This is a genomic window from Bacillus sp. CIS52, assembly GCF_053545315.1.
Genome location: NZ_JBIUFR010000006.1, coordinates 120,648 through 143,746, shown reverse-complemented (window position 1 = coordinate 143,746; position 23,099 = coordinate 120,648). Strand labels below are relative to the sequence as shown.

Genomic DNA, 23,099 nt, shown 5'->3' with positions numbered 1-23,099 from the left:
CTGAGGGGTGACTTTTTGTATAGAAAAAAATTCATATATTCCCAAAACGGCATAATCCGGAATTCTGTATCGTGAAAAGAGGAAAAAGGGCGGTCCCTTCTTCCTCTCGTTCCTTGCTTTTATTGAGAAAGTGTATCACGGTACTCATGAAACTGATCTGTGACATCTTTTGACGGAGCATGTGTCAACAAGCTGACGACAAATACAGCGGCAAGGCTTACAGCAAACCCCGGAATGATTTCGTACAAAAAGTCTGAAAGACCGGCATTCGCCCAAATGATTACGGTAATCGCTCCCGCAATCATGCCGGCGAGTGCCCCCCATTTCGTCATCCGTTTCCAAAATAAACTGAGCAGTACGACCGGCCCGAATGACGCGCCGAATCCCGCCCATGCATAGCTGACAAGACCTAGTATCGTGTTGTTTTTCTCCCAGGCGAGCACCAAGGCGATGATTGACACCGCAAGCACTGCCATTCTCCCCAGAAATACGAGTTCCTTATCAGAAGCCGAACGTCTGAACATGGACTTATACAAATCCTCTACTAAAGAACTGGACGTAACGAGCAGCTGAGACGAAATCGTACTCATAATGGCCGCTAAAATCGCAGAAATGAGAAATCCCGTAATAATCGGGTGGAACAGAATGTTGCCGAGCTGAATAAAAATGGTTTCCGGATCAGCCAGCTTCAGTCCGTTCTGATGGTAATACGCGATTCCCGCAAGACCCGTAAACAGCGCGCCTATTGCAGACAAAATCATCCATCCCATGCCGATCCGTCTGGCGCGTTTGATTTCTTTCACAGATGTGATCGCCATAAAGCGCACAATAATATGCGGCTGCCCGAAATAGCCGAGCCCCCACGCAAATAAAGAAATAATGCCAAGGACGGTCGTTCCTTTGAACATGTTAAACAGTTCCGGGTTGACGGAACGGATATCGGCAACGGTTTCTCCCGGGCCGCCCGTATGAAAAATCGTCACAATCGGCACGAGAATAAGCGCCGCAAACATGATGATCCCTTGGACAAAGTCCGTCCAGCTTACCGCCAAAAAGCCCCCGAACAAGGTGTAGGCGACAACGACGCCTGTCACAACCCACAGGCCGGTGTGATAGTCCAACCCTAAAATGCTGTTGAATAAGACGCCTCCTGAGACCATGCCCGATGATACGTAAAATGTGAAAAAGACGAGAATGACAAGACCCGAAAACAGTCTGAGAAGCTTCGTATGATCACCGAAACGATTTTCAAGGAAACCCGGAATGGTGATGGAATTCCCCGCTTTTTCAGTATACGTTCTCAGTCTCGGCGCCACGAAAAGCCAGTTCGCCCATGCTCCGAGCACAAGGCCGATGACAATCCAAGCGCCGCTTAATCCCGTCGAGAACATGGCGCCCGGAAGCCCCATCAAGAGCCATCCGCTCATATCCGCCGCTCCCGCGCTGAGCGCTGTGACGGCAGGACCTAAAGAACGCCCCCCGAGCATGTAATCCGTCAGATTTGACGTCCGTCTGTAGGCGAAATAACCGATAAACAGCATGCCCGCCATATAAATACAAATGGATATAATCAACTGAATGTTTGCTATGGCATTTCCTCCTCCGCTTTATATGTTTATGGTGAAATGGACACCCCCCGCGAGGAGGATGCCCATTCAGTCCCTCTTAAAACATTTCACTGATTGTTTTCGCCTGCATGTGGAGGGCCAAATAATCCGGGCCGCCCGCTTTTGAATCAGTGCCGGACATTTTAAAGCCTCCGAACGGATGGTATCCGACAATCGCTCCCGTACAGTTGCGGTTGAAGTACAGGTTGCCGACATGGAATTCCTGTTTCGCCCGTTCAATATGTTTGCGGTTATTTGTAATGACCGCTCCTGTCAAACCGTATTCAGTATTGTTTGCCACTTCCAGCGCTTCATCAAAGTTTGATACTTTAGAAAACCCGACGACCGGCCCGAAAATTTCTTCCTGCATGAGTCTGGCTTTCGGATCAAGGTCAGCGAAGATCGTCGGCTTGATAAAGTAGCCTTTTGAATCATCGCCGGTGCCGCCGCTTACTAAACGGCCTTCTTCTTTTCCGATTTCAATGTAGCTCATGATTTTATCGTAAGAGCCTTGGTCGATGACAGGCCCCATATACACGTCAGCGCTGTCAGGGCTTGCCGTCACTTTTGATTCAGTGATTTCGATGACGCGCTCCAAGACGGCATCGTATACTTTTTCATGCACAACCGCGCGGGAACCGGCAGAACATTTTTGTCCCGCGAAGCCGAATGCTGATGTGAAAATGGATTGAGCCGCCAATTCAATGTCCGCATCTTCGTCAACGACAACCGTATCTTTACCGCCCATTTCTGCAATGACGCGTTTCAGATGCTGCTGTCCCGGCTGCACTTTTGCCGCGCGTTCAAAAATTCTCGTACCGACTTCACGTGATCCCGTAAATGTAATGATGCTTGTTTTCGGGTGATCGACGAGATAGTCTCCTACTTCCGCCCCGCTTCCCGGCACAAAGTTGACAACGCCCTTCGGAAGGCCCGATTCTTCAAGCACTTCTACGAATTTCGCCGCGATGACCGGTGTCGCGCTGGCCGGTTTTAGAACGACCGTGTTGCCCGTTACGATCGGTGCCACCGTCGTACCCGCCATAATTGCAAAGAGGAAGTTCCAAGGCGGAATGACGACCGTTACGCCTGTCGGTGTGTAGACATATTGGTTTTTCTCGCCTTCGCGGCTGTTGACCGGCTTGCCTTTTGCCAATTCAACCATCTGACGCGCGTAGTATTCCATAAAGTCGATGGCTTCAGCGGTATCCGCATCAGCTTCGTTCCAAGGCTTTCCTGCTTCTTTTACAAGCAAAGCGGAGAATTCATGTTTTCTTCTGCGGACTTTGGCAGCCGCGCGGAACAGGACAGCCGCTCTTTCTTCAGGAGATGTGTATCTCCACTCTTCGAACGCTTTCGCAGCCGCTTCAATCGCTTGCTCAGCGTGCTCTTGAGAAGCTTTTGACACTCTTCCGACGACTTCTTCTTTATCAGCCGGGTTGATTGAAACGATTTTCGCTTCTGTTTCCACTCTTTCACCGTTAATGACAAGAGGATAATCTTTTCCCAGATACTCGCTTACCTTCGCAAGCGCTTTCTTGAATTCTTCAACGTTCGATTGATCTTGGAAATTCGTGAATGGTTCGTGTTTATAAGGTGTAGTCATTGTCATCTCTCCCTTTTTTACTTCTTAGTCATCCCTTTAAAGGCGAATGCGATATTTGAGGGGCGTTCAGCGAGCCGTCTCATGAAATAGCCGTACCAATCATCGCCGTAAGGCAGGTAGACTCTCATGTTGTATCCTTCTTCTACTAGGCTGAGCTGGGTTTGCGAGCGCATACCGTACAGCATCTGAAACTCAAAGCGGTCGTTTGGAATGCCGTGCTCTTTGACAAGCTGCTTTGTGAATTCGATCATCTTGTCGTCATGCGTGGCAATTGCCGTATAATGTCCTTTTAAAAGCTGCTTGCGGATGAGTCTTTTATAATTTTCATCTACATCGCTTTTTTCAGGATAGGCCACCTTTTCCGATTCTTTATAGGCTCCTTTGACAAGGCGCAGAAACGGATTCAGCGGGTCAAGATCATCAAGGTCCTTCTCCGTTCTGTACAGATAAGCCTGCACCACGGTGCTTACGTATTCATACCGGCTTCGGAAGTCTTTAAAGATATCCAGCGTTTTCTGGCATCTCGTCTCATCCTCCATGTCAATCGTCACCATGACTTTATGTTTTTCCGCTGTCTGGAGGATTTTCGTCATATTTTCATAGACGAGATCGAGATCTATATCAAGACCTAAAGACGTCATTTTTAATGACACTTGGGAATTCAGCTGTTCATCAGCGATTAAAGCGATGGTCTGCATGCACTCCTCGGTGCGTTCTTTCGCGACATCACCGCTGTTGACAAATTCACCCAAATGATCGACAGTAACTGACAGCCCTTGGCTGTTCAAATGTCGGATTGTCGGGATAGAACTGCGGATATCCATTCCTCCGATGATTTTGCCGGCTGCCACACGGCTTCCCCAGCCTCGCGCCATCTTATTGAGAAAGCTGCTCTTGGATAAAAATAAGAAAAAATCTCTTGTAATCACTTCCAACCTTAACACCCCGCAATCTAAGAAGTATTTGTATGAGTCTATTGTAAATGGACAAAACATCCTCTCACAATATTCTAAAAATACAAAGATTCTGATAAATTTTTGTGGTTTTTCCACAATCAGCTTCTTAGAGAGCAGGCGGATCATGCCGAAAAAAGGCGGGCGGAAATGACAGAAATCGTCAATTCCCGCCTTTTTCTTCCCAAGCCTCTTCGACAGTCTGAATCAAAAGATGATTCAGTTCGTCCGTTATATCCGGTTTCGGTGTTTTGACCGTTTTGGCATACTGACCGATGCGTTCTATTTCCTCTTCTATAAAGGCATGAATAATCGTATTTCCGGGTTCCGGAGCCAGTTCCTGTCCGCTTTTTTTCCTTGTAAGCAGTGTGCTGATTTCAGAAATGAGCGCTTCATCCGTCAATAGGGCATCTGCCAGTACGGGAAATGACATCGGCGGTACGGTGCCGAACGTTTCAATCCACTTGCAGGCAAGGAGAGGCCGCAGGACATAAAAATACTTTTTAATCTTCACTGCACTGCCCCGCAATTCCGTTTTTTCATTCCGCTTTGTCATATTAAGATAATGATAGAGGGATGCTTCGGGCGAAAAGGCGCGGGTTTTCAGTTCTCGGAGCTTTTCAGCCGCTGTGAAAGCTTCATAATAGATCATCTCCGAAGAAAGCCATTCCAAAAGAGGCGGATTTGATTTTTTAAAGAGCCGCAGGGCTTTTCTCAGTTCCCAGCCGCTGACGTCAAGCATGTCATGGATCGGCTCTTCTATGACATCCCTATGCGGTTCAATGGAAAAGTACCATTCTTTTTTCGGCACATAGAGAAACCGTACATCGTAGTCGCTTTCACTTGACGGAAATCCCCATGCGCGGCTTCCCGATTCTACGGCGTAGAGCACCTTAACGTCGTGCTTTGCCTCAATTCGTTTTAATTCTTCGATGATCCTTTGTTTCATTTGTATCCGTCCTTTTCCGTCATCATTCATGAAAAAAGCCCAAGTACTTGGGCTTTTCACTGCTGTCAGCCTTTCAGATGCGCTTTCAGAAAGGCCAGCTTCTCCGTATGGAAAGAAGGTATATATTCATGGCCGAAATACCGGTAAACCTTCAATTCTTTTTCCGTTTCCAGATGATTGTAAGCGGCAAATACCGTCGACGGCGGAGTCACCCGGTCAATCAGCCCGATGGACATGAGAACCGGCACCTTTACGCGGTCCGCCAGATTCATGATATCAAAATAGGCCAGTGTATTCATCGCGGCTTTCTCCGTTTCAGGGCTGCCGTTTTTTCTGAAAAAGGAGTTAATCTCAAGATACGGCTCATCAAGTGCGACGTCAATCGCCCGCTCAAAATTGCTTAAGTACGGATAATCAGCCGCAACCGCTCTCGGAATGTCGGAAAGCGCCGCCGCGGCGATGGAAAGCCCGCCTCCCTGGCTCCCCCCGATGACAGCGATTCTCGTTTCATCCACTTCATCAAAGCTGCTGATGACTTCAAGAGCCCTTACTGCGTCTAAGTACACACCGCGGTAATAATATGTATCTTTGTCTAAAATCCCTTTCGTCATCCAGCCGGGAACGTGTCCGTGCGGTGAGACGCTTGTATCTGTGCTGCTGTGCTGGCCGCGGACAAGCATCCCGAACGCGGCATATCCGTGAAGCGCCCAATTGACGATGTCATGTATGTCCCCGTCATAGCTTGCGTTGTAGCCGTGGTATTTCACGATGGCCGGATGCGGGCCTTTTCGGTCGGGAACGGCGTACCATCCCTCAATTTCCGCCTTGCCGAAGCTTCGGTATTTCAGCCGGAATACTTTCACGCCGTCAGCCGGGTAGCTTTCAGGCGTCAAATCAGGCTTTGCCTCTTCTTTTGCAAGCTCATGTAATGATGATGCCCAAAAATCCGCAAAGTCATGAGGAGCAGTTTTATTTGGTTTATAGGTCTGCAGTTGGTCAAGCGGCAAGTCGTATAATTGCATATCCGATTATTCTCCTTTGTTTTATAAGATTTAATTTTCTGACTCTATCTTAACACGATTTTACACTTATTTTCTAAAAATTTTTATAAATGATCGGCGGACGCTTTCACTTTTTATCAAACGTTTGTTTAACAGAAAACAAAAAAGAGCTGTGCGCTCACAGCGGCACAGCTCTTTTACATCGGCTGATACAGGTCCCAGCCGATTTTTAACGTTTCAACGATATAATCGGCAATTTCTTCAGGTTCCAGATTATCCGTTGCCACTTTTGAATTATGTTTATCATAGATGCTTTGGCGCTCGTTAAAGAGCTGCTGCATTTCATCCATTGAACGGTTATGCAGAACGGGACGGCTTTCAATCAGCAGGTCAGCCCGCTGCTTCCAATTCTCCCATGATAAATCAAGATGGAGCACGAGACAGTTTTCCAGGCAGCATTGTCTGATTTCCTCTTGTTTAAACGAACCGCCCCCAAGAGACACGATCTTGAATTTCGTATTGCGGCAAATATCTAATATATAGTCCTTTTCAGTCTGACGGAAAAAGGCTTCACCCTTTTTCTCAAACATTTCCGGGATGGACATGTTGAAATCTTTCTCAATCTGCAAATCAATATCAATGAAGTCTCTGTATAATTTTTTAGCGACCAGCTGGCCGATTGTTGTCTTACCGACACCCATGAATCCGATCAGTACGATATTTCTTTCTCTTACGGGAATGGCACGTTTTGCGTTCATCTTCGGCGAAATCCTCCTAAGGAATGAAAAAGTTATGTTTATTATATGATAACTCCATATTGAAATATAGAGATAATGCGATGAGTTTTTCGATCTACCGGAGCGTAATGCGTTCCACCTTTCCGACAATGAAAATATAAGAAAACGCCCCGATAAAGGCGACAGCGCCGACAAACAGAATCGCTCCGTTGTATGAACCGGTCGCAGAGACGATAAACCCGATGATAAGCGGCGTAATAATACCGGCCATATTGGCGAAAAAGTTAAACACGCCCCCTGCCAATCCGATTGTCTCGCTTGGCGCCACTTCACTCAGCATCGTCCAGGAAATATTGGACATGCCCTGCGCAAAAGAAGCAATGGATAAGATCGCCAAAACCGCCGGGGAAGAATCCGTAACATTCGCGAGCACGATGGAGCCCGTCAGCAGAAGACCGAGGATAACGGGCGTCTTTCGGGCAACGTTCACCGATACGCCCCGCTTCATCATGCTGTCAGACCAAAATCCGCCGAACAATACGCCGAAAAAGGCGGCGATATACGGGATTGATGCGGCGAAGCCGACTTTTAAGAAAGCCATGTGCTTTGCCTCCGCCAGATAAGTCGGAAACCATGTCAAAAAGAAGAACAGCGTGGACGCTACGGCGAATTGGCCGATATACAAGCCGACAAGCTTGCGGTATTTAAGAAGCTGGACGAAATCCCGCCACGTGATCCTGCCGGCTGATTCAGACACCTCTGTCAGCCCGCCGCCTTCTTTAATATATTCAAGCTCTTCCCGGTTCACTTTTCGATACCGGTTCGGCTCCTGATACATCTTAAACCAGAAAACGGAGAAAACAAGCCCGAGCAGCCCTGAGGAAATAAAGACGGCTCGCCAGTCGAATGCCGTTAACACCCAAAATAAAACCGGTGTGGCGAATGCCAGCCCGACATATTCCCCCGCTGTGTAAACCCCAGTCGCAAAGGCGCGTTCCCTCCTCGGAAACCATGTCGTGACAATCCGGTTGTTTGCGGGAAAGGCAGGCGATTCAGCCAGTCCGATAATCAGGCGGCAGCCGAATAAAAATCCGAAACTGGCCGCAAAAGCTTGCACTCCGGTGAAAACCGACCAGACAAATAAAGAAACTCCGTACGTCCGTTTTGACCCGAATTTGTCCAAAATGAGCCCGCCGGGAATCTGCATACCCGTATAGGTCCAGCTGAATGCGGAAAATACGACGCCCAAAAGAGCGGGGCTTATGTTCAGCGAAGTCTGAATGGACGGGGCGGCGATGGATACACTTGCACGGTCTATATAATTAATCGCAGTGATAAAAAACAAAAGAATCAGTATCACATAACGAGCGCGAGTCGGTTTATTGCGGACGGGCCTGAAGTCCGTCAGCTCCGTTTCATTTTTCAATGGCTTCTCCCCCTTACTCGAATGAAATTAATTGTACAACACTTCGAGCAATTATTTAATACTTTGACGCAAAAAAGCACTAAACAATTTGTGTTCAATACTGACCGGATGCACCGCTTCCATAAAAAAAGTGTTTACCCTTTTCGTCTGTTTATCCGCAGCTTATCCGGGGAAAAAACACATATAGGATAGACAGTTAACGGGAGGATTACCGATGAAACTGAGCTTTTGCACGACAGGGTTTAAAAAAAAGCATATTCTCGATGTCATTTCTTTCGCAAAAGAGCACTCCTTTGACGGAATCGAACTGTGGTACGGGCACGCCCAACAATATATAAAAGAAATCGGCCCGCTCGATAGGCTTGATCAGCAGCTTCAGGAGGAAGGCTTCGAGGTGCCGGCTGTCAGCTTGTACACTGACTTCGCCACTCAGGATGAAAGGCAGGCGTTAAAAGATGTTCAAAGGGCATTAAGCGCGGCACGGCAGCTTCACAGTCCCCTGATCAGAGTCTTTGCGGGCAACCTGGCTTCTCGCCGCACATCACCAGAGAAGTGGCAGAGCGCCGTTGATCAATTTCAGCAGGCGGCACGGCTCGCAGATGACTATGACGTCAATATCGGGCTTGAGATTCATTACGATACGTACGCGGATACACCGGAGGCGGCGCTGGCATTTTTAGAGGATATCGGACATCCGCGGGTCCGCATTATTTTTGACGGCTCCAACCTTCACGTCAATCATGTGGACCAAATGCCCGCTTTAGAAAAACTGTATCATACCGTCAGCCATATCCACCTGAAAAACTATCACTGGAATTTTGACAACTGGTATCTCAGCAGGCCGGTGTCTGTTCTGCAGGGCGACTTACGGCAGGAACCCTTTCTGAAAGAACTGTTGAACAGGCAGTACGGCGGATTCGTGTCACTCGAATACTTCGGCCGTCATGCTGAAGCGCATATGAAAGAATCTCTGAATGAGATCAGACACTGCTTTAAGAAATAAAAAACATCCCCTTTGAAGGGATGTTTTTTTCAAATTAAGAAAAAAATTTCAGAAACAGAGAAGGAATTTTATGGATAATAGTCTAATTATTAACACTGTAATACATTTCTTTTGAAAAGGGAGTGTTCGAAATGAAATTCAAAAAAGTGTTAACCGGTTCTGCGCTGTCTCTTGCCTTACTGATGTCTGCCGCTCCTGCCTTTGCCTCATCACCAACAGCAACGTCATCCGTGGAAAATAGCCCAATCTCAACAAAAGCAGATGCCGGCATTAATGCTATCAAACTCGTTCAAAGCCCTGACGGCAATTTCGCTGCTTCTTTCGTTTTAAACGGAACAAAGTGGATTTTCAAAAGCAAATACTATGACAGCAGTAAGGGGTATTGGGTAGGCATTTATGAAAGTGTAGATAAATAAAAATAAGATAAACAAAAAACCTCCCTTTCAAAAGGGAGGTTTTTTTATTTTTATTTCCACCAATCATCAAACATTGATGCCGGCACCTGACGCTTATGTTCCGTACTGAGATAGCGTTTTTCCAGCGCCTCAATCACTTCGGAAGAAACGTCCTTGCCTTCTAAATAATCATCAATGTCATTGTATGTGATGCCGAGCTCTGTCTCGTCCGTCTGCTGCGGTTTTTCATCGAGCAGATCGGCTGTCGGTAATTTCAAATACAGGCGTTCCGGTGCGCCGAGCTCTTCTAATAAACGTCTGCCCTGTCGTTTCGTTAATCCGGTCAGCGGCAGCAGGTCAGCTCCGCCGTCACCGTATTTCGTGAAGAAACCGGTCACCGCTTCAGCCGCATGGTCGGTACCGATGACAAGCAGCCCCTCTTGTCCGCCGATGGCATATTGCGCGATCATTCTCATTCTGGCTTTTACATTTCCTTTGTTAAAATCAGTCAGCTGATCGCCCGTTTCTTTTTTGTACTGATCGGCGAACGCGCTGACAGCGGACTTAATATCAAACGTCCATGATTTATCAGGCTTAATGAATTTGAGTGCCAATTGGGCGTCATCCTCATCCTGCTGTGCGCCGTGCGGAAGACGGACGGCGATAAACTCCGCGTCTCCGCCTTCCTCTCTGATGCGTTCAGCCGCCAATTGGGCGAGGCGTCCCGCAAGCGTGGAATCCTGCCCCCCGCTGATGCCGAGCACAAAGCCTTTGGCACCTGTTTTTTTCAAATATTGTTTCAGAAAGTTCACTCTGTCCTCAATTTCTTGTTTCGGATCAATTGAGGGTTTTACGTGGAGATCATTCATAATTTGTTTCTGGATGCTCATCCCAATCACTCCTCCTGCATTGTTTCTTTATGATTCATTTCCCGTTCATGCTGAAAATGAATCATGCCACTATGTACGACTCTCTGTTAAATATAGCACAGGTGCAGTTTTTAAGTGAATCAAATACACCGGGATCAGCTGATTTCCACCCGCAGCGCCGTAATGCTGTCTCCGTTGCATTTTCCTTTTTCGATCGGGCAGGATGAAAACGCGACGACGAGATCCATTTCCGCACGGAGCCGTACGTAATCACCCGCGTCAGACAGAGGCGTTTCGACTGACAAGTTCCCCTTCTCATCAAGCACCGTATTCATAAAGATGGCAAACGGGTAATGCATATGCGGCCGCGGCACCCCGAATGGTTCAAGCGCCCCGCTCATATTGTCATAGCACGTATCCTGGAGCTCGTCTTTATGCTTTCCGTATAAAAGCCTGTTCATATCCGGGCGGCAGGCGGGAAGCAGCAGGTCATGCTTGCCGACAGTATCTTCAATCAGCGTCAGCATCGGCTTATATAAATTTGAATAAATATGATCGCCCGTTTTCACATGAATGGACTGATTGGCATCAATCGTCGCGCCCTGATCAAGATGCTCATAAAAGTCTTTGGCATGATACGCCGTAAAATCAGCCACCTGCTGCCCTTCCACATCGACTACTTTTATAATCTGCCCTTTGTGAACCTTCAGGCCGAGCCCTTTTTTCGGCGGTACGATAAATTGCTGTGTCATCAGACTGCTCCTTTTTTCTTCTATTATGAACCCCGGCCGTTTGTTTCATGTAAAGCAATTTATTGGATGTATATTCCCGTTCTGCCGGCCGCAATCTAAGCTTTGATAAAGGGGTTGAATTACATGGGTAAATCACAGGACCAGCCTAAAGGAAATCTCGCTTGGTGGCAGCTCTCTTTAATCGGCGTCGGCTGCACGATCGGGACGGGCTTTTTTCTCGGGTCCAGTATCGCTATTGTCAAAAGCGGATATTCCGCGCTGATCTCATTTCTTATTGCCGGGCTCGGCACCTATTTTGTCTTTGAGCAGCTCGCGAAGCTTTCGGCTAAGCAGCCCGAAAAGGGGTCTTTTTGCGCTTATGCGAGAAAGGCTTTCGGCTCTTGGGCCGGTTTCAGCAACGGCTGGGTGTACTGGTCGTCTGAAATGCTGATTACGGGAAGCCAGCTGACAGCCATCTCGCTGTTTACGAAGCATTGGTTTCCGAATATGCCGCTGTGGATTCTCGCCTCCATCTATGCGGTGCTCGGTCTTTTAATTATTTTTACGGGGCTGTCCGTTTTTCAAAAAACGGAGAATGTGCTCGCTGTTGTCAAGACGGCGGCCATTTTTATGTTTATCGTCATCGCCATTTTGGCGCTGTGCGGTATATTTTCTCATAAACCGGATGTCCAGGTGCCGAATGAATCAAAGGATTTGTTCCCGCACGGAGCGATGGGTTTGTGGACGGGGCTGATTTATGCGTTTTACGCTTTCGGGGGAATTGAAGTCTTGGGGCTGATGACCGTACATTTGAAAAAGCCGGAGGAAGCCTCAAAATCAGGCAGACTGATGCTTATCGTTCTTGCGGTGATTTACGTCATTTCTCTCGGCCTGGCGTTATTGTTAGTGCCGCTGGGTAAATTCACCGAACAGGACAGCCCGTTTATTACATCTCTGAAAGGCTTTCATTTAGATGTCATTCTTGATATTTTTAACGGGATTTTTATTATTGCGGGGTTTTCTACGCTCGTCGCCTCGCTGTTTGCCGTGACGACATTGCTTTGTACGATGGCTGATGACGGAGATGCGCCGAAATGCTTCAGATTGAAGGAAAATAAAAAAATCTGCTGGCCTGCGCTCGGATTGACATTCGCCGGACTCATCGTCTCCATCATCCTGTCTTTGGTGCTGCCGAAAAATATATATGAACACATGACCACCGCGGCAGGCCTCATGCTTCTGTATACATGGGTGTTCATTTTGTTCTCAGGCAAGAAACTGATCGAACCGACAAAATCGGGAACGGCACAGATTTTTATCGCCCTGGTGCTGATTGCGGCCGCCGTCTCCGGGACGCTGTTTGAGAAATCGAGCCGGCCCGGTTTTCTGGTCAGCCTTTGTTTTCTCGCCGTCATTGCGATCGTGACATGGATCGTACAAAAAAAGCAGGGACACAGCCCTGCCGGATCATAGCTTAAACAATCTTTTCAAATAGGAAAAAGGACATTTTGACACTTGCGTCTCATCATCACGGAGGAAATATTGCTTCCATTCTAAATTGTCTTTTCCTCCGTACCACCCCAATCGGGGATGAAGAGGGGCTTCGTCGTATGCCTCTAAACGTTTTCTGATCAGCCGGCTCATATTGCGTCCGAACGCGGTTGAATCATTTAACCCTTCGAAAACCCATCTCGGCTGAAACGCCAGCATAAAAAACGGGAAGCTTCTGCTTTGTCTCGCTTCATGCGCAGGCGTTGCGCACAGAATAAAATACGGCTCGCCGTCAAAGCAGAACTCCCATTTATAATGTTCAGGATCTTCCGGCATATCTTCCGGCCAGTCTTTCGGGTCGCAGCCGCTCAGCCGGTTTAAAAAAGACCAGAACAGCTCTTCATACGCCTCAATGGAATAATGCTCAGCTAAATCCTCAGGCGTATCAAAAATCACAAGCAGCGACGCGTATCTTCCGGTTTCCCTTGAGATTTTTCCGTATTCGGACAGCAGCAGCCCCACTTCCTCCGGGGTTCCCTGCTCGCGGGGATCACCCGCAAAGGATATCCGAAGCTGATCTGTCAGAAATCCCTGACGTCCGGGTATGCACGGAAAGGTGTCCGCTTCATCGCCTACTTTTTCTGATAGAAGCTCAAAAGCGATTCTCTGCCAATTTGGCAGATCCAATAACTTTTCCTCAAGGCAACTTTTTGTGTACAGCCCGCTGGCCATCGCCCCACCTCCAGTATCGTCATGATACGTTATGATGGGGATAGGCGATGGGTGACAGTCCTTCTATTTATGAGATGAGCATTTGAATCCCCTGCCATCCGAAATAAAAACCAAAAACGATCAAAGACACACCTGCCGCTCCCGTCAGCCAGCGAAGCGCTTTTTCGTGGAGAAGATTTCTGAAAGTGCTTGCGGCAATCGCCATGCAGAAATCCCAGATCAAAATGCCGAGAAGAATGCCGGAGCTGTAAATCAAAAGCTGGTTTGCATCGAAGGATTCAGCGGTTTTGGCGAGAATGCTGCCGTATATGCCGAGCCAGAATAAAATGCTCAGCGGATTGGAAAGAGAAATAAAAAATCCCGCACCGAATGTTTTGTAAAAAGCCGGTTTTCCTTTTCCGCTTCTGACGTTCATGGCTTCCCTTATATTTTTTAACGTTTCGACGCCCGTGTAGGTCAGCACGAAAAAACCGAAAAGCCACAAAAACGTTTTCACGAAAGGCGCCGTCAAAAATTGAGACAGCCCGAAATAGATCAGAATCATATACAGCCCGTCTGCCGCCATGGCGCCAAGACCGAAAATCCATGCATGCCAAAAGCCGTTCTTGATGCCTTTGTCAATTTGCGCCGCATTGACCGGGCCGACAGGTGCTGACAATGACAGCCCGAGAACGATGTAGCTTAAAAAGATGTTCATTGGCTTCCCCCTCATTCATGCAACTTGTACAAATTATTCATGAATGGGCCGGGCTATGATATATTATTTTAATTTCTCAAGCTCATCTTCCATTATGTCTGTCACTTTTTTGAGAAAATCGAATATCAGGTGCAGTTCTTCTTCTTTATATTGCCGGCAAAGGCTGATGGTGGACTGGGATAAGGAGCTGAACAATTGTTTCACGTTCGCTTTTCCGGCTGTCAGCGGCACAATGATCACCCGCCGTTTATCTTCAGGATCTTTTTTCCTCATGACATATCCCGCTTTTTCGAGCCGGTCAATGAGCGCCGTTACCGAACCTGTGCTGAGGCCGGTTTTTTTCCCAAGCTCGCCCGCGGTCATCGGGCCTGCTTCATTTAAAATATCAGCTGATTTCAAATCGGTCGGAAACAGACCGAGAGATTGAGCGGCCGCCTGATGAAACAGGATCGTCCTTGTGGCCATCTTCCGGAATAACTGTATCGCGGTTTCCTCCGTCTCGCTTCTGGTATTTCTTGTTGACAACTGACAGGCCTCCCTATAAAATCAATTTATCTTGACGATCAAGATAATTTTCGGCAAATCTATTATGATCATAGCAAATTTGATGATCAAAAGTAAGTATAGGAGGAAAAAGCATGGAACAAACAGCCGCGAAGGACGCCTCGACGAAGTTTGTCGTCATCGGCCTTTTGCTGGGCATTTTAATGTCGGCTATGGACAATACAATCGTTGCCACCGCGATGGGAAATATCGTGGCGGACCTCGGAAGTTTCGATAAGTTCGCATGGGTGACGGCATCATACATGGTAGCCGTAATGGCCGGTATGCCGATTTACGGCAAACTGTCCGATATGTACGGGCGGAAACGTTTCTTTTTATTCGGTCTCATTCTTTTCTTAATCGGATCGGCATTATGCGGAATTGCCCAAACAATGGACCAGCTCATTATTTACCGCGTCATTCAGGGAATCGGCGGAGGCGCGCTGATGCCGATCGCTTTCACCATCATTTTTGATTTATTTCCGCCGGAAAAACGCGGAAAAATGTCGGGGATGTTCGGCGCCGTTTTCGGCCTGTCCAGCGTTCTCGGGCCGCTTTTAGGCGCGCTTATTACCGACTCCATCAGCTGGCACTGGGTATTTTACATCAACGTGCCCATCGGCATTCTATCGTTATTTTTCATTCTTCGTTATTATAAAGAATCACTTGAGCACAAGAAACAGAAAATCGACTGGGCCGGCGCGATTACGCTGGTGGTTTCCATTGTCGGTCTGATGTTCGCTCTTGAGCTCGGCGGAAAAACGTATGATTGGGACTCCGTTCAGATCATCGGTCTGTTCGCTGTGTTCGCCGTGTTCTTTATCGCCTTTTTCATTGTAGAAAGAAAAGCGGAAGAACCGATTATTTCTTTTTGGATGTTTAAAAACCGTTTATTTGCTACGGCACAGATTCTTGCTTTCCTTTACGGAGCCACATTTGTGATTTTAGCGGTATTTATCCCGATTTTCGTTCAGGCTGTGTACGGCAGCACCGCGACAAGCGCGGGCTTTATTTTGACGCCGATGATGATCGGTTCTGTTATCGGAAGTATGATCGGCGGAATTTTCCAGACGAAAGTACGGTTCCGTAATTTGATGCTGATCTCCGTGGTCGCTTTCTTTATCGGAATGCTGCTGCTTTCCAATATGACTCCGGATACGGCGCGCACGATGCTGACGGTATTCATGCTGATCTCAGGATTCGGCGTCGGCTTCAACTTTTCACTGCTGCCGGCCGCGTCCATGAACGATCTCGAGCCGCGCTACCGCGGGAGCGCCAACTCAACAAACTCGTTTTTGAGATCATTCGGCATGACGCTCGGTGTGACGATTTTCGGAACCATCCAGACGAATGTGTTTACCAACAAGCTGACCGATTCATTCAGCGGCATGAAAGGAGCGGGCGGCGCGATGCAGAACATCGGAAATCCTCAGGACATTTTCCAGGCCGGCACGCGCGCTCATATTCCGCCGCACATTCTGGACCAAATTATTGACGCAATGTCGCAGAGCATCACGTATGTATTCACGCTTGCTCTGGCGCCGATCGTCATCGCAGCCATCACCATTTTGTTTATGGGAAAAGCGAGAGTAAAAACCTCTCAGGAAATGGCGAAAAAAGCGAATTAAAAAAAGCAGTACATGGCATTTGCCATGTACTGCTTTTTTGTTTACTCCGCGAAATGCGGAGCGAGAATGTCTTTCAGCACGTTTGCGCTATGGCTGAATTGACGCTGTTCTGTTTCGTTCAGTTCAAGTTCCGTCACACCGGCGATGCCGTTCCGATTGACGACGGCCGGAATGCCGATAAAGACGTCGTTTACACCGTATTGCCCGTCCAGATATGTGCTGACGGTTAAAATACTGTTTTCATTACGCAAAATCGCTTTTGTGATGCGGGCGAGGCTCATCGCCACTCCGTAATATGTCGCGCCTTTTTTCTCAATAATATGATAGGCGGCGTTTTTCACATCGTCCACGATCTGATCCAGCTCGTCCTGTTTGTAAGCTGCATTTTTCTCCAGCAATTGCTGCACCGGCACTCCGCCGATATTAGCGTGACTCCATACAGGAAGCTCGGTATCGCCGTGCTCGCCGATAATGTGGGCGTGTACGTTTTGCGGAGCGGCTCCGAAATATTCACTCAGCATATAACGGAATCTCGCAGAATCCAGTGTCGTGCCGCTGCCGATGACGCGTTCTTTCGGCAGACCGCTGAATTTCCATGTCGCATAAGTGAGAATGTCGACTGGGTTTGTGGCAACGAGGAAGATGCCGTCAAATCCGCTTGCCATGACTTCACCGACAATGCCTTTGAAAATGGCGAGGTTTTTTTCAACCAGCTCAAGTCTCGTTTCGCCCGGCTTTTGGTTGGCTCCGGCACAGATGCACACGATATCGGCATCCTTGCAATCTTCATACGTTCCGTAAGACGTTTTCACCGGATGAGGCGCAAATGCCTTTCCGTGATTTAAATCCATGACATCTCCCATGGCTTTTTCTCTATTTACATCAATGATCACAAGCTCATCTGTGATCCCTTGATTAATTAACGCAAATGCATAACTGCTTCCAACAAAACCTGCTCCGATTAATGCTACTTTGTTCACTCGTTCGTTCATCATGTATGCTTATCCTCCAGTGTTTCGTGGTGTCTGTTTTTATTGTGAAGTATTTCACATTTATATTGTGCACTATTTCACAAACTTTTGCAAGAGAAAAGTTTTGTCTTGAAAACCCCCCAGATTTTTGACAGAATCCTAAAACGGTTGGGTTTTAGGATTCTGTCATCTTTTCAGCTTGATTAAAAATCATTGAAGGCGGCGCTTAGTCAGGCATTCTGAGAAATCCTGATTTCTCTATTCATTAATGCCGAAGATAGCCATTCAAACCAGAATTGTTATACAAACCATTCTTCACATAATCAAAGCCGGGCTGGTTCTGTCCGGGCACTTGGGCGCTGCCATTGTTAAAAATCACTTTGGCGTTGGCCGTATCCGCATTCTCAGGCAGCGTCAGCGTGTAAATTCCATCTGCATTCTTAGTCATGGCTTTCCCCGGCCACGATCCGGTTAATTCTATGGCCCTGCCTCCATCATGTTTATAGATATAAGCATTTACCTGGCCCCAATGGTCCGGATTCTGATAGCCAATGATGTTGGCTTGAGACGGGTCTTTTTTGACAAACGTGTATTCTTGGGTTCTTGCTGCACCCTCGCTGTTCGTTCCGGTTAACTTGATGTCGTATGCCGTGCCGATTGGATCTCCTTTTCCGATCGTTAATCGGTCTCCGTCCTTAAATCCCGTCTGCTGCCCGTTATTGATTTGATAAACGGCTTTTGTTGTTTTCGCATTTGCACGCAGGGTGACCGTCAGCTGATCGTTGAAAGAATGGACTGCTCCCGTTTGATAATTCTCAAGGAAGACATGAGGCGCATTTCCGATATCGTCCGGATAAAGAACAGCCGCGGATCTGGCATTGATCGTGCCTGTCAGTTTGCCGTTCGTTACTTGAAATGAACCGGTGCCGGCTCTATTATCATACCTGCCGTCAGGTAATTTCGTTGACGTATTGACGGCAACGGCAGACGATCCTGCATTTGCCAGCACAACGCCTTTTGAGCCGCGCTGATTCATAAAGATTTGATTGTTGCCATTCGGATTTGAGAGTTCCTCAGGCTGCCCGGCCATTTCGTTGTGAAATTGATTGACCGCAGTGATCGCCTGATCTTTAAATAAGGCACTCCCGCGATCGCCTATTTGACTTTTTCCGGGAAATCTTACACCATTTCCTCCGCCCTCAGGTCTGGAAAAGAAAAGAGGTGTACTTCCTGAGCGGGAACCGATCACTGCCCAGCCTAAACGGATATCGTCATCGCTCATCCATGTAGACTCTTCCTCATCATTGGCATACGTATCATGTGATTCCACCCATGTGACCAACTTGTCCGCAGACACATCAGATGCATAATGGGAAATATTCGACACACTCAGATTGCGGTTCTTCAAGGCGGACCTGATGGAATGCCCATAATTTGAAGCGGTCACGTTCATATAATTCGCATAAGCAGTATCTCTGGACGCGCTGTCTTGCAGGATTTCTCCGTATTGGAATTCCGCCGCTGTATTTGTGATATTCGGCCAAAATCGGCTGCCGTAATTCCCGTCATCCGGAAGCTCTATATGCTTGGCGGCATCATAGCGGAATCCGTCCGCTCCGTCATTCAATGCTCTTTCCAAGAAGCGTTTCAGATAGGTTTGCACCTCAGTATTTTGAGTATTCCAATCATACAGCCCCAATAGTGAATTTTGAGTGACATCCCATCTGTCCGACCAATTTTTAATTTGTGTGTTTCCATGGGTCCAGTTTGGAATACGCTTAATCTCGTCAGAAATCGCGCCATAATCACTGGTCGTATGATTGATGACCGCATCGACAATGACTTTTACGCCATATTTTTCTGCGGCTGCGCACATGTCCTTAAATTCTTGTTCAGTTCCTAAGTAACGGTTGCCGATTTGGTACGATGTCGGCTGATACAGCCAGTACCAATTCCTCATGCTCTTATCTCCTTGGTTCCCTTCCTTTACTTGGTTAATCGGAGACGTCTGAATGGCTGCATAGCCTGCATCACGAATATCTTTCATATTTTGTGTTAACGTATTGAACGACCAATTCCAGGCATGAAGGATGGTTCCGCTTTTGACTGAAGATGCGGTCACCTCATTTGATTTGTCAGCGGTTTCAGCGTTTGCAGTCGCAGGCCCTGACAAAACCAAATGAAACAGCAATAAAAATCCGGCGAATAACGGCAGTAAAGAGGTTTTGAATCGTTTTTCAAACATTTTTGACACTCCTTATTTGATTTTTTGAAGACTGACTGCGGAGTCAAAAATTCCTCTTACCCTTTCTTCAGCTTCCTCCTTTCGAATGTTGTGAAGACTGGAGAATTTTGTTAACGCTTTCATTTCAACTTATCACACACTCTCTATCAAAGCAACGTGTCAGAGTGAAATCAAATCTATATTCCTATCAGATCAACAAAAAAAGAAACCACCTATCAAGATGATTTCTTTTTCACTTCTTTTATCGCTCTTCTGTAAGACAGCTTCACAATGACATACCGAAGCAAAAACAAAACGCCTCCGCAGACGATAAAAAGAAAGATCATTTTCAGCCAAGCAAAGAATGTATGGGGCAGCCCCCTGTCGTACATCGTAAGCGCAGCTGCCGCAAAAGCGACCGCAATTGAATCGATCCGCTGCTGCTTCACTCGTTTTCGCAGTTCTTCCTTGGTGTCTATTCTCGGCATGAGCATTCCCGCCGCTCCTGCTCTGATACAATAATAAACAATTATAATGAAGAAAACCGCCAAGCTTCCGGCCCATTCCCTAAACGGACAGTTCAGGACAAGCCCGCGTACAATGATATCAAGCAAAGACAATGTGCCCACAAGCATTCCGACTTCTGACCAAATCATTCGTTCTTTCTCTTTCACACTCTCACTCTTTCCATTCACGTTTGAAAGTCGGTTCCGATGCTGATTCATGACTTCCTCCCGTACTTTTAAGAATGGCTTACAACTCCCATTATATCTTGCCGATTCATAATGATAAACCGAAATATCATTGACAAAAACGTTTAATAGGGACCCCATTTGATCAAAACGCCTATGCAGATAAACACCAGGCCGATCACAAACCAGATCAGCGCCAGCGGAACCATAAAGCGCAGCCACTTTACGTACGGAATACCGCTTGCGGCCAGCACGGCCATCAATACGCCCGATGTCGGATTGACACAGTTTACAACGCCTTCTCCGAGCATGACCGCTTCAACCGCCACCTGTCTCGTGATGCCCATCAGATCGGCAAGCGGAGCCAAAATCGGTATAAATACAACCGCCTCCCCCGATCCTGATGAAATCAGAAAATGAAGCAGAGCACTGGAAATATACATTCCGATTGCGCCTGCCATCGGGCTGAAACCGTGGAGCAGTGACGCAAGTCCATTGACTACCGTATCAAGCAGCTTTCCGTGTTCAAGGATAACGGAAATGCTTCTCGCCATTCCGACGATCAGCGCGCCGTAAACGAGACCCTGGCAGCCTGTGATAAACGTTTTTGCGATATCATTTGCCGCCATCCCCGCAATCAGTCCGGAGACGATCGAGATGAAAATGAACACGGCGGCCATTTCTGAATCAGACCAGCCAAGGGTTAGCGCACCGTACAAAAAGCCGGCAAGCGACAAAGCCGCAACAGCCAGAATCAGCTTATGGCGGACAGTAAACGGGACATGCTTGTCCTCCTGATCAGAAACCTGCCGGATTGAGCCTGCCGCCGGAAACCAATCGTTCCCCAGCAGACTGGCGTCCTTTGCTTTTCTGAGTCTTCTCGTATACCGATAAATATATAAAATAGATGATAGCAGAAAACAAATGTAGACGGCAATCCTCAGGCCGATGCCGGAAAACATCGGCAGCTCCGCGATGCTTTGTGATAACCCGAGCGGTGAAGGTGATAGAATCGTCGCGTTAAACCCCGCATAACAGCCGATATAAATGACGGCTGCTCCGGCCACGGCATCCCATTTCAGCGAACGGGCGACGATCAGGCCGATCGGAATAAAACCGATCACGGAATTGACGACGATGCCGGTTGTGCCGAGAATCGAAAATAGAGATCCGACAATCGCAATAAACAGCAGCTGTTTTGTGCGGAACGTACTGATCACGTTATTAATCAATCCATTGATGGCGCCCGTTTTCTCTAAAATCGCAATGGTGCCGCCCGTAAACAGGATCAGAAAGATAATCGGTGCGGAACTTGTCATCCCTTCCTGAATCGCGGTAAAAAAGGCGATCGGGCTGACTGGGGACTGATCCAGAGAATGATAACTTCCAGGGACGGCAGACGTCACACTTCCCTTTGTCACCCTGTCGAATTCTCCAGCGGGAACGATGTACGACGCTATCGCGCAAAGTAAAGCGACAATGAACAGCAGCACATAAGCATCGGGCATGACAAACATTTTTTTCTTTTTCAATACAGGTTCGGTCTTCGGCACAGCCATAACATCACCATCCCGCTTTAAATTTATAAACTATTCAGAAAATACAGATATGTGCTATATTATATACAGACCGATTGCCTGTTTTCAATATCAAAAATAAAAAACAGACAGCTTTTGAAGGAGGACTTACGGCATGAACAGACTCACAGAGCATGACAAACAAGTCATTATGGATATTTTTAACCACCTGCACGCCCATCCCGAAGTAAGCTGGAAAGAATATCAAACGACTGAATATCTGGCTGAAAAACTGAAAGCGGCCGGCTGCCGGACCCGCACGTTTGATGATTGTACCGGAGTTGTCGGCGAAATCGGAGAAGGCTCCCCGGTTGTGGCGGTCCGGGCGGATATTGACGCGCTGTGGCAGGAAGTGGACGGTGTTTTTCAGGCGAACCATTCATGCGGACATGATTCACATATGACGATGGCGCTCGGCACGATGATGCTTTTAAAGAGTCAGCCGAAGCTTCCGAAGGGAACCATCCGCTTTATTTTTCAGCCGGCAGAAGAAAAAGGCGGCGGGGCGCTGAAAATGATTGAAAAAGGCGTGCTTGATGATGTTGACTACTTATACGGTGTGCACGTACGCCCCGTACAGGAAACGGCAAACGGCCGATGCGCCCCCTCCATTCTGCATGGCTCAAGCCAGCATATTGAAGGCCAGATTATCGGAGAAGAAGCCCACGGCGCGAGACCGCATCTCGGGCTTAACAGTATTGAAATCGCCGCCCTTCTCGTGCAGAAACTCAGCTTCATTCATCTCGATCCCGGCATTCCGCATTCGGTGAAGATGACAAAGCTTCAGGCAGGCGGAGAGAGTTCCAATATCATCCCGGGAAAAGCCTCCTTCAGCCTTGATCTCCGCGCGCAAACCAATGCCGCCATGGAGAAATTAACCGCCGAAACCGAAAGAGCCTGCGAGGCGGCAGCTGCCGCATTCGGCGCAAAGATCGAACTGCAAAAAGAACACAGCCTCCCGGCAGCCGAGCGAAACAAAGAAGCGGAAGCCATCATGGCGTCTGCGATAAGCGGCATTCTCGGAGAAGAACATGTGGATGAGCCTCTCGTGACAACCGGAGGAGAGGATTTTCATTTCTACGGACTGAAGGTGCCGAACTTGAAAACGACGATGCTCGGCCTCGGGTGCGGACTTCAGCCGGGTCTTCACCATCCTCATATGACATTTGACCGAAGCGCCATCTTTACAGGTGTTGAGATATTAACAGCCGCCGTCCTCGCATCGTTTGAAGCATAAAAAAAGCAGCCCGTTACAGGGCTGCTTTTC

The 23,099-nt window shown here is 47.8% G+C and carries 21 protein-coding genes; 5 read left to right on the top strand and 16 right to left on the bottom strand.

Translation table 11 applies throughout. The features are described 5' to 3' along the window. Nucleotides 1-119: 119 nt before the first annotated feature. The 7 genes from putP to ACH32G_RS17790 form a co-directional block, all read right to left on the bottom strand. Nucleotides 120-1,574: a sodium/proline symporter PutP gene (putP, locus tag ACH32G_RS17820; RefSeq protein WP_095241788.1), complete on the bottom strand. Its 1,455-nt coding sequence runs from the start codon at nucleotides 1,572-1,574 to the stop codon at nucleotides 120-122. Nucleotides 1,575-1,665: 91 nt separating this feature from the next. Beyond that, nucleotides 1,666-3,213: an L-glutamate gamma-semialdehyde dehydrogenase gene (gene pruA / locus ACH32G_RS17815; RefSeq protein WP_064777953.1), complete on the bottom strand. Its 1,548-nt coding sequence runs from the start codon at nucleotides 3,211-3,213 to the stop codon at nucleotides 1,666-1,668. A gap of 17 nt (nucleotides 3,214-3,230) precedes the next feature. Then, the gene (locus ACH32G_RS17810) at nucleotides 3,231-4,142 is read right to left on the bottom strand and encodes a proline dehydrogenase family protein (RefSeq protein ID WP_095241879.1); all 912 of its coding nucleotides are present in this window, start codon (nucleotides 4,140-4,142) and stop codon (nucleotides 3,231-3,233) included. 187 nt (nucleotides 4,143-4,329) lie between these two features. Beyond that, a complete protein-coding gene (locus ACH32G_RS17805; protein ID WP_095241790.1) occupies nucleotides 4,330-5,115 on the bottom strand; it encodes a nucleotidyltransferase domain-containing protein in 786 nt (261 codons plus the stop codon). Between the two features lie 65 nt (nucleotides 5,116-5,180). Then, nucleotides 5,181-6,137, bottom strand: coding sequence for a cephalosporin C deacetylase (cah, locus tag ACH32G_RS17800; RefSeq protein WP_016936815.1), 957 nt, complete (start codon nucleotides 6,135-6,137; stop codon nucleotides 5,181-5,183). A 176-nt stretch (nucleotides 6,138-6,313) separates the two neighbouring features. Beyond that, nucleotides 6,314-6,874: a shikimate kinase gene (locus tag ACH32G_RS17795; protein WP_003156609.1), complete on the bottom strand. Its 561-nt coding sequence runs from the start codon at nucleotides 6,872-6,874 to the stop codon at nucleotides 6,314-6,316. Between the two features lie 94 nt (nucleotides 6,875-6,968). Further along, nucleotides 6,969-8,279 carry an MFS transporter gene (locus ACH32G_RS17790; protein WP_326351705.1) on the bottom strand — a complete coding sequence of 437 codons (1,311 nt, stop codon included), beginning with the start codon at nucleotides 8,277-8,279 and terminating at the stop codon, nucleotides 6,969-6,971. Nucleotides 8,280-8,493: 214 nt separating this feature from the next. Between ACH32G_RS17790 and ACH32G_RS17785 the strand changes: the two genes are divergently transcribed. Beyond that, nucleotides 8,494-9,282, top strand: coding sequence for a sugar phosphate isomerase/epimerase family protein (locus ACH32G_RS17785; RefSeq protein WP_448814665.1), 789 nt, complete (start codon nucleotides 8,494-8,496; stop codon nucleotides 9,280-9,282). A 131-nt stretch (nucleotides 9,283-9,413) separates the two neighbouring features. After that, nucleotides 9,414-9,698: an antimicrobial peptide LCI gene (locus ACH32G_RS17780; protein WP_099744961.1), complete on the top strand. Its 285-nt coding sequence runs from the start codon at nucleotides 9,414-9,416 to the stop codon at nucleotides 9,696-9,698. A gap of 50 nt (nucleotides 9,699-9,748) precedes the next feature. On the opposite strand, the gene nadE is transcribed toward ACH32G_RS17780, so the two are convergent. Continuing rightward, nucleotides 9,749-10,567 carry an ammonia-dependent NAD(+) synthetase gene (gene nadE / locus ACH32G_RS17775; RefSeq protein WP_016936819.1) on the bottom strand — a complete coding sequence of 273 codons (819 nt, stop codon included), beginning with the start codon at nucleotides 10,565-10,567 and terminating at the stop codon, nucleotides 9,749-9,751. A gap of 134 nt (nucleotides 10,568-10,701) precedes the next feature. Continuing rightward, nucleotides 10,702-11,298 carry a DUF1989 domain-containing protein gene (locus tag ACH32G_RS17770; protein WP_011996295.1) on the bottom strand — a complete coding sequence of 199 codons (597 nt, stop codon included), beginning with the start codon at nucleotides 11,296-11,298 and terminating at the stop codon, nucleotides 10,702-10,704. A gap of 123 nt (nucleotides 11,299-11,421) precedes the next feature. On the opposite strand from ACH32G_RS17770, the gene ACH32G_RS17765 reads away from it, so the two are divergent. Then, nucleotides 11,422-12,750, top strand: a complete 1,329-nt coding sequence (locus ACH32G_RS17765; RefSeq protein WP_099744962.1) for an amino acid permease — start codon at nucleotides 11,422-11,424, stop codon at nucleotides 12,748-12,750. On the opposite strand, the gene ACH32G_RS17760 is transcribed toward ACH32G_RS17765, so the two are convergent. From ACH32G_RS17760 to ACH32G_RS17750, 3 genes are all read right to left on the bottom strand, one after another. Continuing rightward, nucleotides 12,745-13,500, bottom strand: a complete 756-nt coding sequence (locus tag ACH32G_RS17760) for a YqcI/YcgG family protein (RefSeq protein WP_448814664.1) — start codon at nucleotides 13,498-13,500, stop codon at nucleotides 12,745-12,747. The genes ACH32G_RS17765 and ACH32G_RS17760 overlap by 6 nt on opposite strands. Before the next feature lie 67 nt (nucleotides 13,501-13,567). Beyond that, entirely contained in the window at nucleotides 13,568-14,197 is a 630-nt protein-coding gene (locus ACH32G_RS17755) for a LysE family translocator (RefSeq protein WP_014469715.1), read from the bottom strand. 63 nt (nucleotides 14,198-14,260) lie between these two features. After that, entirely contained in the window at nucleotides 14,261-14,722 is a 462-nt protein-coding gene (locus ACH32G_RS17750) for a MarR family transcriptional regulator (protein ID WP_016936822.1), read from the bottom strand. A 113-nt stretch (nucleotides 14,723-14,835) separates the two neighbouring features. Between ACH32G_RS17750 and ACH32G_RS17745 the strand changes: the two genes are divergently transcribed. Next, nucleotides 14,836-16,368 (top strand): MDR family MFS transporter, encoded by a 1,533-nt coding sequence (locus ACH32G_RS17745; RefSeq protein ID WP_016936823.1) that lies wholly within the window; start codon nucleotides 14,836-14,838, stop codon nucleotides 16,366-16,368. 41 nt (nucleotides 16,369-16,409) lie between these two features. On the opposite strand, the gene ACH32G_RS17740 is transcribed toward ACH32G_RS17745, so the two are convergent. From ACH32G_RS17740 to ACH32G_RS17725, 4 genes are all read right to left on the bottom strand, one after another. Further along, nucleotides 16,410-17,363, bottom strand: coding sequence for an L-lactate dehydrogenase (locus tag ACH32G_RS17740; protein ID WP_016936824.1), 954 nt, complete (start codon nucleotides 17,361-17,363; stop codon nucleotides 16,410-16,412). Between the two features lie 241 nt (nucleotides 17,364-17,604). After that, nucleotides 17,605-19,584, bottom strand: a complete 1,980-nt coding sequence (amyE, locus tag ACH32G_RS17735; RefSeq protein ID WP_448814663.1) for an alpha-amylase — start codon at nucleotides 19,582-19,584, stop codon at nucleotides 17,605-17,607. 215 nt (nucleotides 19,585-19,799) lie between these two features. Then, nucleotides 19,800-20,288, bottom strand: a complete 489-nt coding sequence (locus ACH32G_RS17730) for a DUF6773 family protein (protein WP_016936826.1) — start codon at nucleotides 20,286-20,288, stop codon at nucleotides 19,800-19,802. A gap of 92 nt (nucleotides 20,289-20,380) precedes the next feature. Continuing rightward, on the bottom strand, nucleotides 20,381-21,814 hold the full coding sequence (locus ACH32G_RS17725) for a YfcC family protein (RefSeq protein ID WP_016936827.1): 1,434 nt from the start codon (nucleotides 21,812-21,814) through the stop codon (nucleotides 20,381-20,383). 133 nt (nucleotides 21,815-21,947) lie between these two features. On the opposite strand from ACH32G_RS17725, the gene ACH32G_RS17720 reads away from it, so the two are divergent. Continuing rightward, a complete protein-coding gene (locus ACH32G_RS17720) occupies nucleotides 21,948-23,069 on the top strand; it encodes a M20 peptidase aminoacylase family protein (protein WP_448814662.1) in 1,122 nt (373 codons plus the stop codon). Nucleotides 23,070-23,099: the final 30 nt, after the last annotated feature.

Excerpts from the sequence above, each read along its gene's own strand:
- ACH32G_RS17780 (WP_099744961.1), top strand. The coding sequence starts at position 9,414 with ATGAAATTCAAAAAAGTGTTAACCGGTTCTGCGCTGTCTCTTGCCTTA.
- ACH32G_RS17740 (WP_016936824.1), bottom strand. The coding sequence starts at position 17,363 with ATGATGAACGAACGAGTGAACAAAGTAGCATTAATCGGAGCAGGTTTT.
- ACH32G_RS17770 (WP_011996295.1), bottom strand. The coding sequence starts at position 11,298 with ATGACACAGCAATTTATCGTACCGCCGAAAAAAGGGCTCGGCCTGAAG.
- nadE (WP_016936819.1), bottom strand. The coding sequence starts at position 10,567 with ATGAGCATCCAGAAACAAATTATGAATGATCTCCACGTAAAACCCTCA.
- ACH32G_RS17765 (WP_099744962.1), top strand. The coding sequence starts at position 11,422 with ATGGGTAAATCACAGGACCAGCCTAAAGGAAATCTCGCTTGGTGGCAG.
- pruA (WP_064777953.1), bottom strand. The coding sequence starts at position 3,213 with ATGACTACACCTTATAAACACGAACCATTCACGAATTTCCAAGATCAA.
- amyE (WP_448814663.1), bottom strand. The coding sequence starts at position 19,584 with ATGTTTGAAAAACGATTCAAAACCTCTTTACTGCCGTTATTCGCCGGA.
- cah (WP_016936815.1), bottom strand. The coding sequence starts at position 6,137 with ATGCAATTATACGACTTGCCGCTTGACCAACTGCAGACCTATAAACCA.
- ACH32G_RS17755 (WP_014469715.1), bottom strand. The coding sequence starts at position 14,197 with ATGAACATCTTTTTAAGCTACATCGTTCTCGGGCTGTCATTGTCAGCA.
- ACH32G_RS17795 (WP_003156609.1), bottom strand. The coding sequence starts at position 6,874 with ATGAACGCAAAACGTGCCATTCCCGTAAGAGAAAGAAATATCGTACTG.
- ACH32G_RS17760 (WP_448814664.1), bottom strand. The coding sequence starts at position 13,500 with ATGGCCAGCGGGCTGTACACAAAAAGTTGCCTTGAGGAAAAGTTATTG.
- ACH32G_RS17745 (WP_016936823.1), top strand. The coding sequence starts at position 14,836 with ATGGAACAAACAGCCGCGAAGGACGCCTCGACGAAGTTTGTCGTCATC.
- ACH32G_RS17725 (WP_016936827.1), bottom strand. The coding sequence starts at position 21,814 with ATGGCTGTGCCGAAGACCGAACCTGTATTGAAAAAGAAAAAAATGTTT.
- ACH32G_RS17785 (WP_448814665.1), top strand. The coding sequence starts at position 8,494 with ATGAAACTGAGCTTTTGCACGACAGGGTTTAAAAAAAAGCATATTCTC.
- ACH32G_RS17805 (WP_095241790.1), bottom strand. The coding sequence starts at position 5,115 with ATGAAACAAAGGATCATCGAAGAATTAAAACGAATTGAGGCAAAGCAC.
- ACH32G_RS17730 (WP_016936826.1), bottom strand. The coding sequence starts at position 20,288 with ATGAATCAGCATCGGAACCGACTTTCAAACGTGAATGGAAAGAGTGAG.
- ACH32G_RS17720 (WP_448814662.1), top strand. The coding sequence starts at position 21,948 with ATGAACAGACTCACAGAGCATGACAAACAAGTCATTATGGATATTTTT.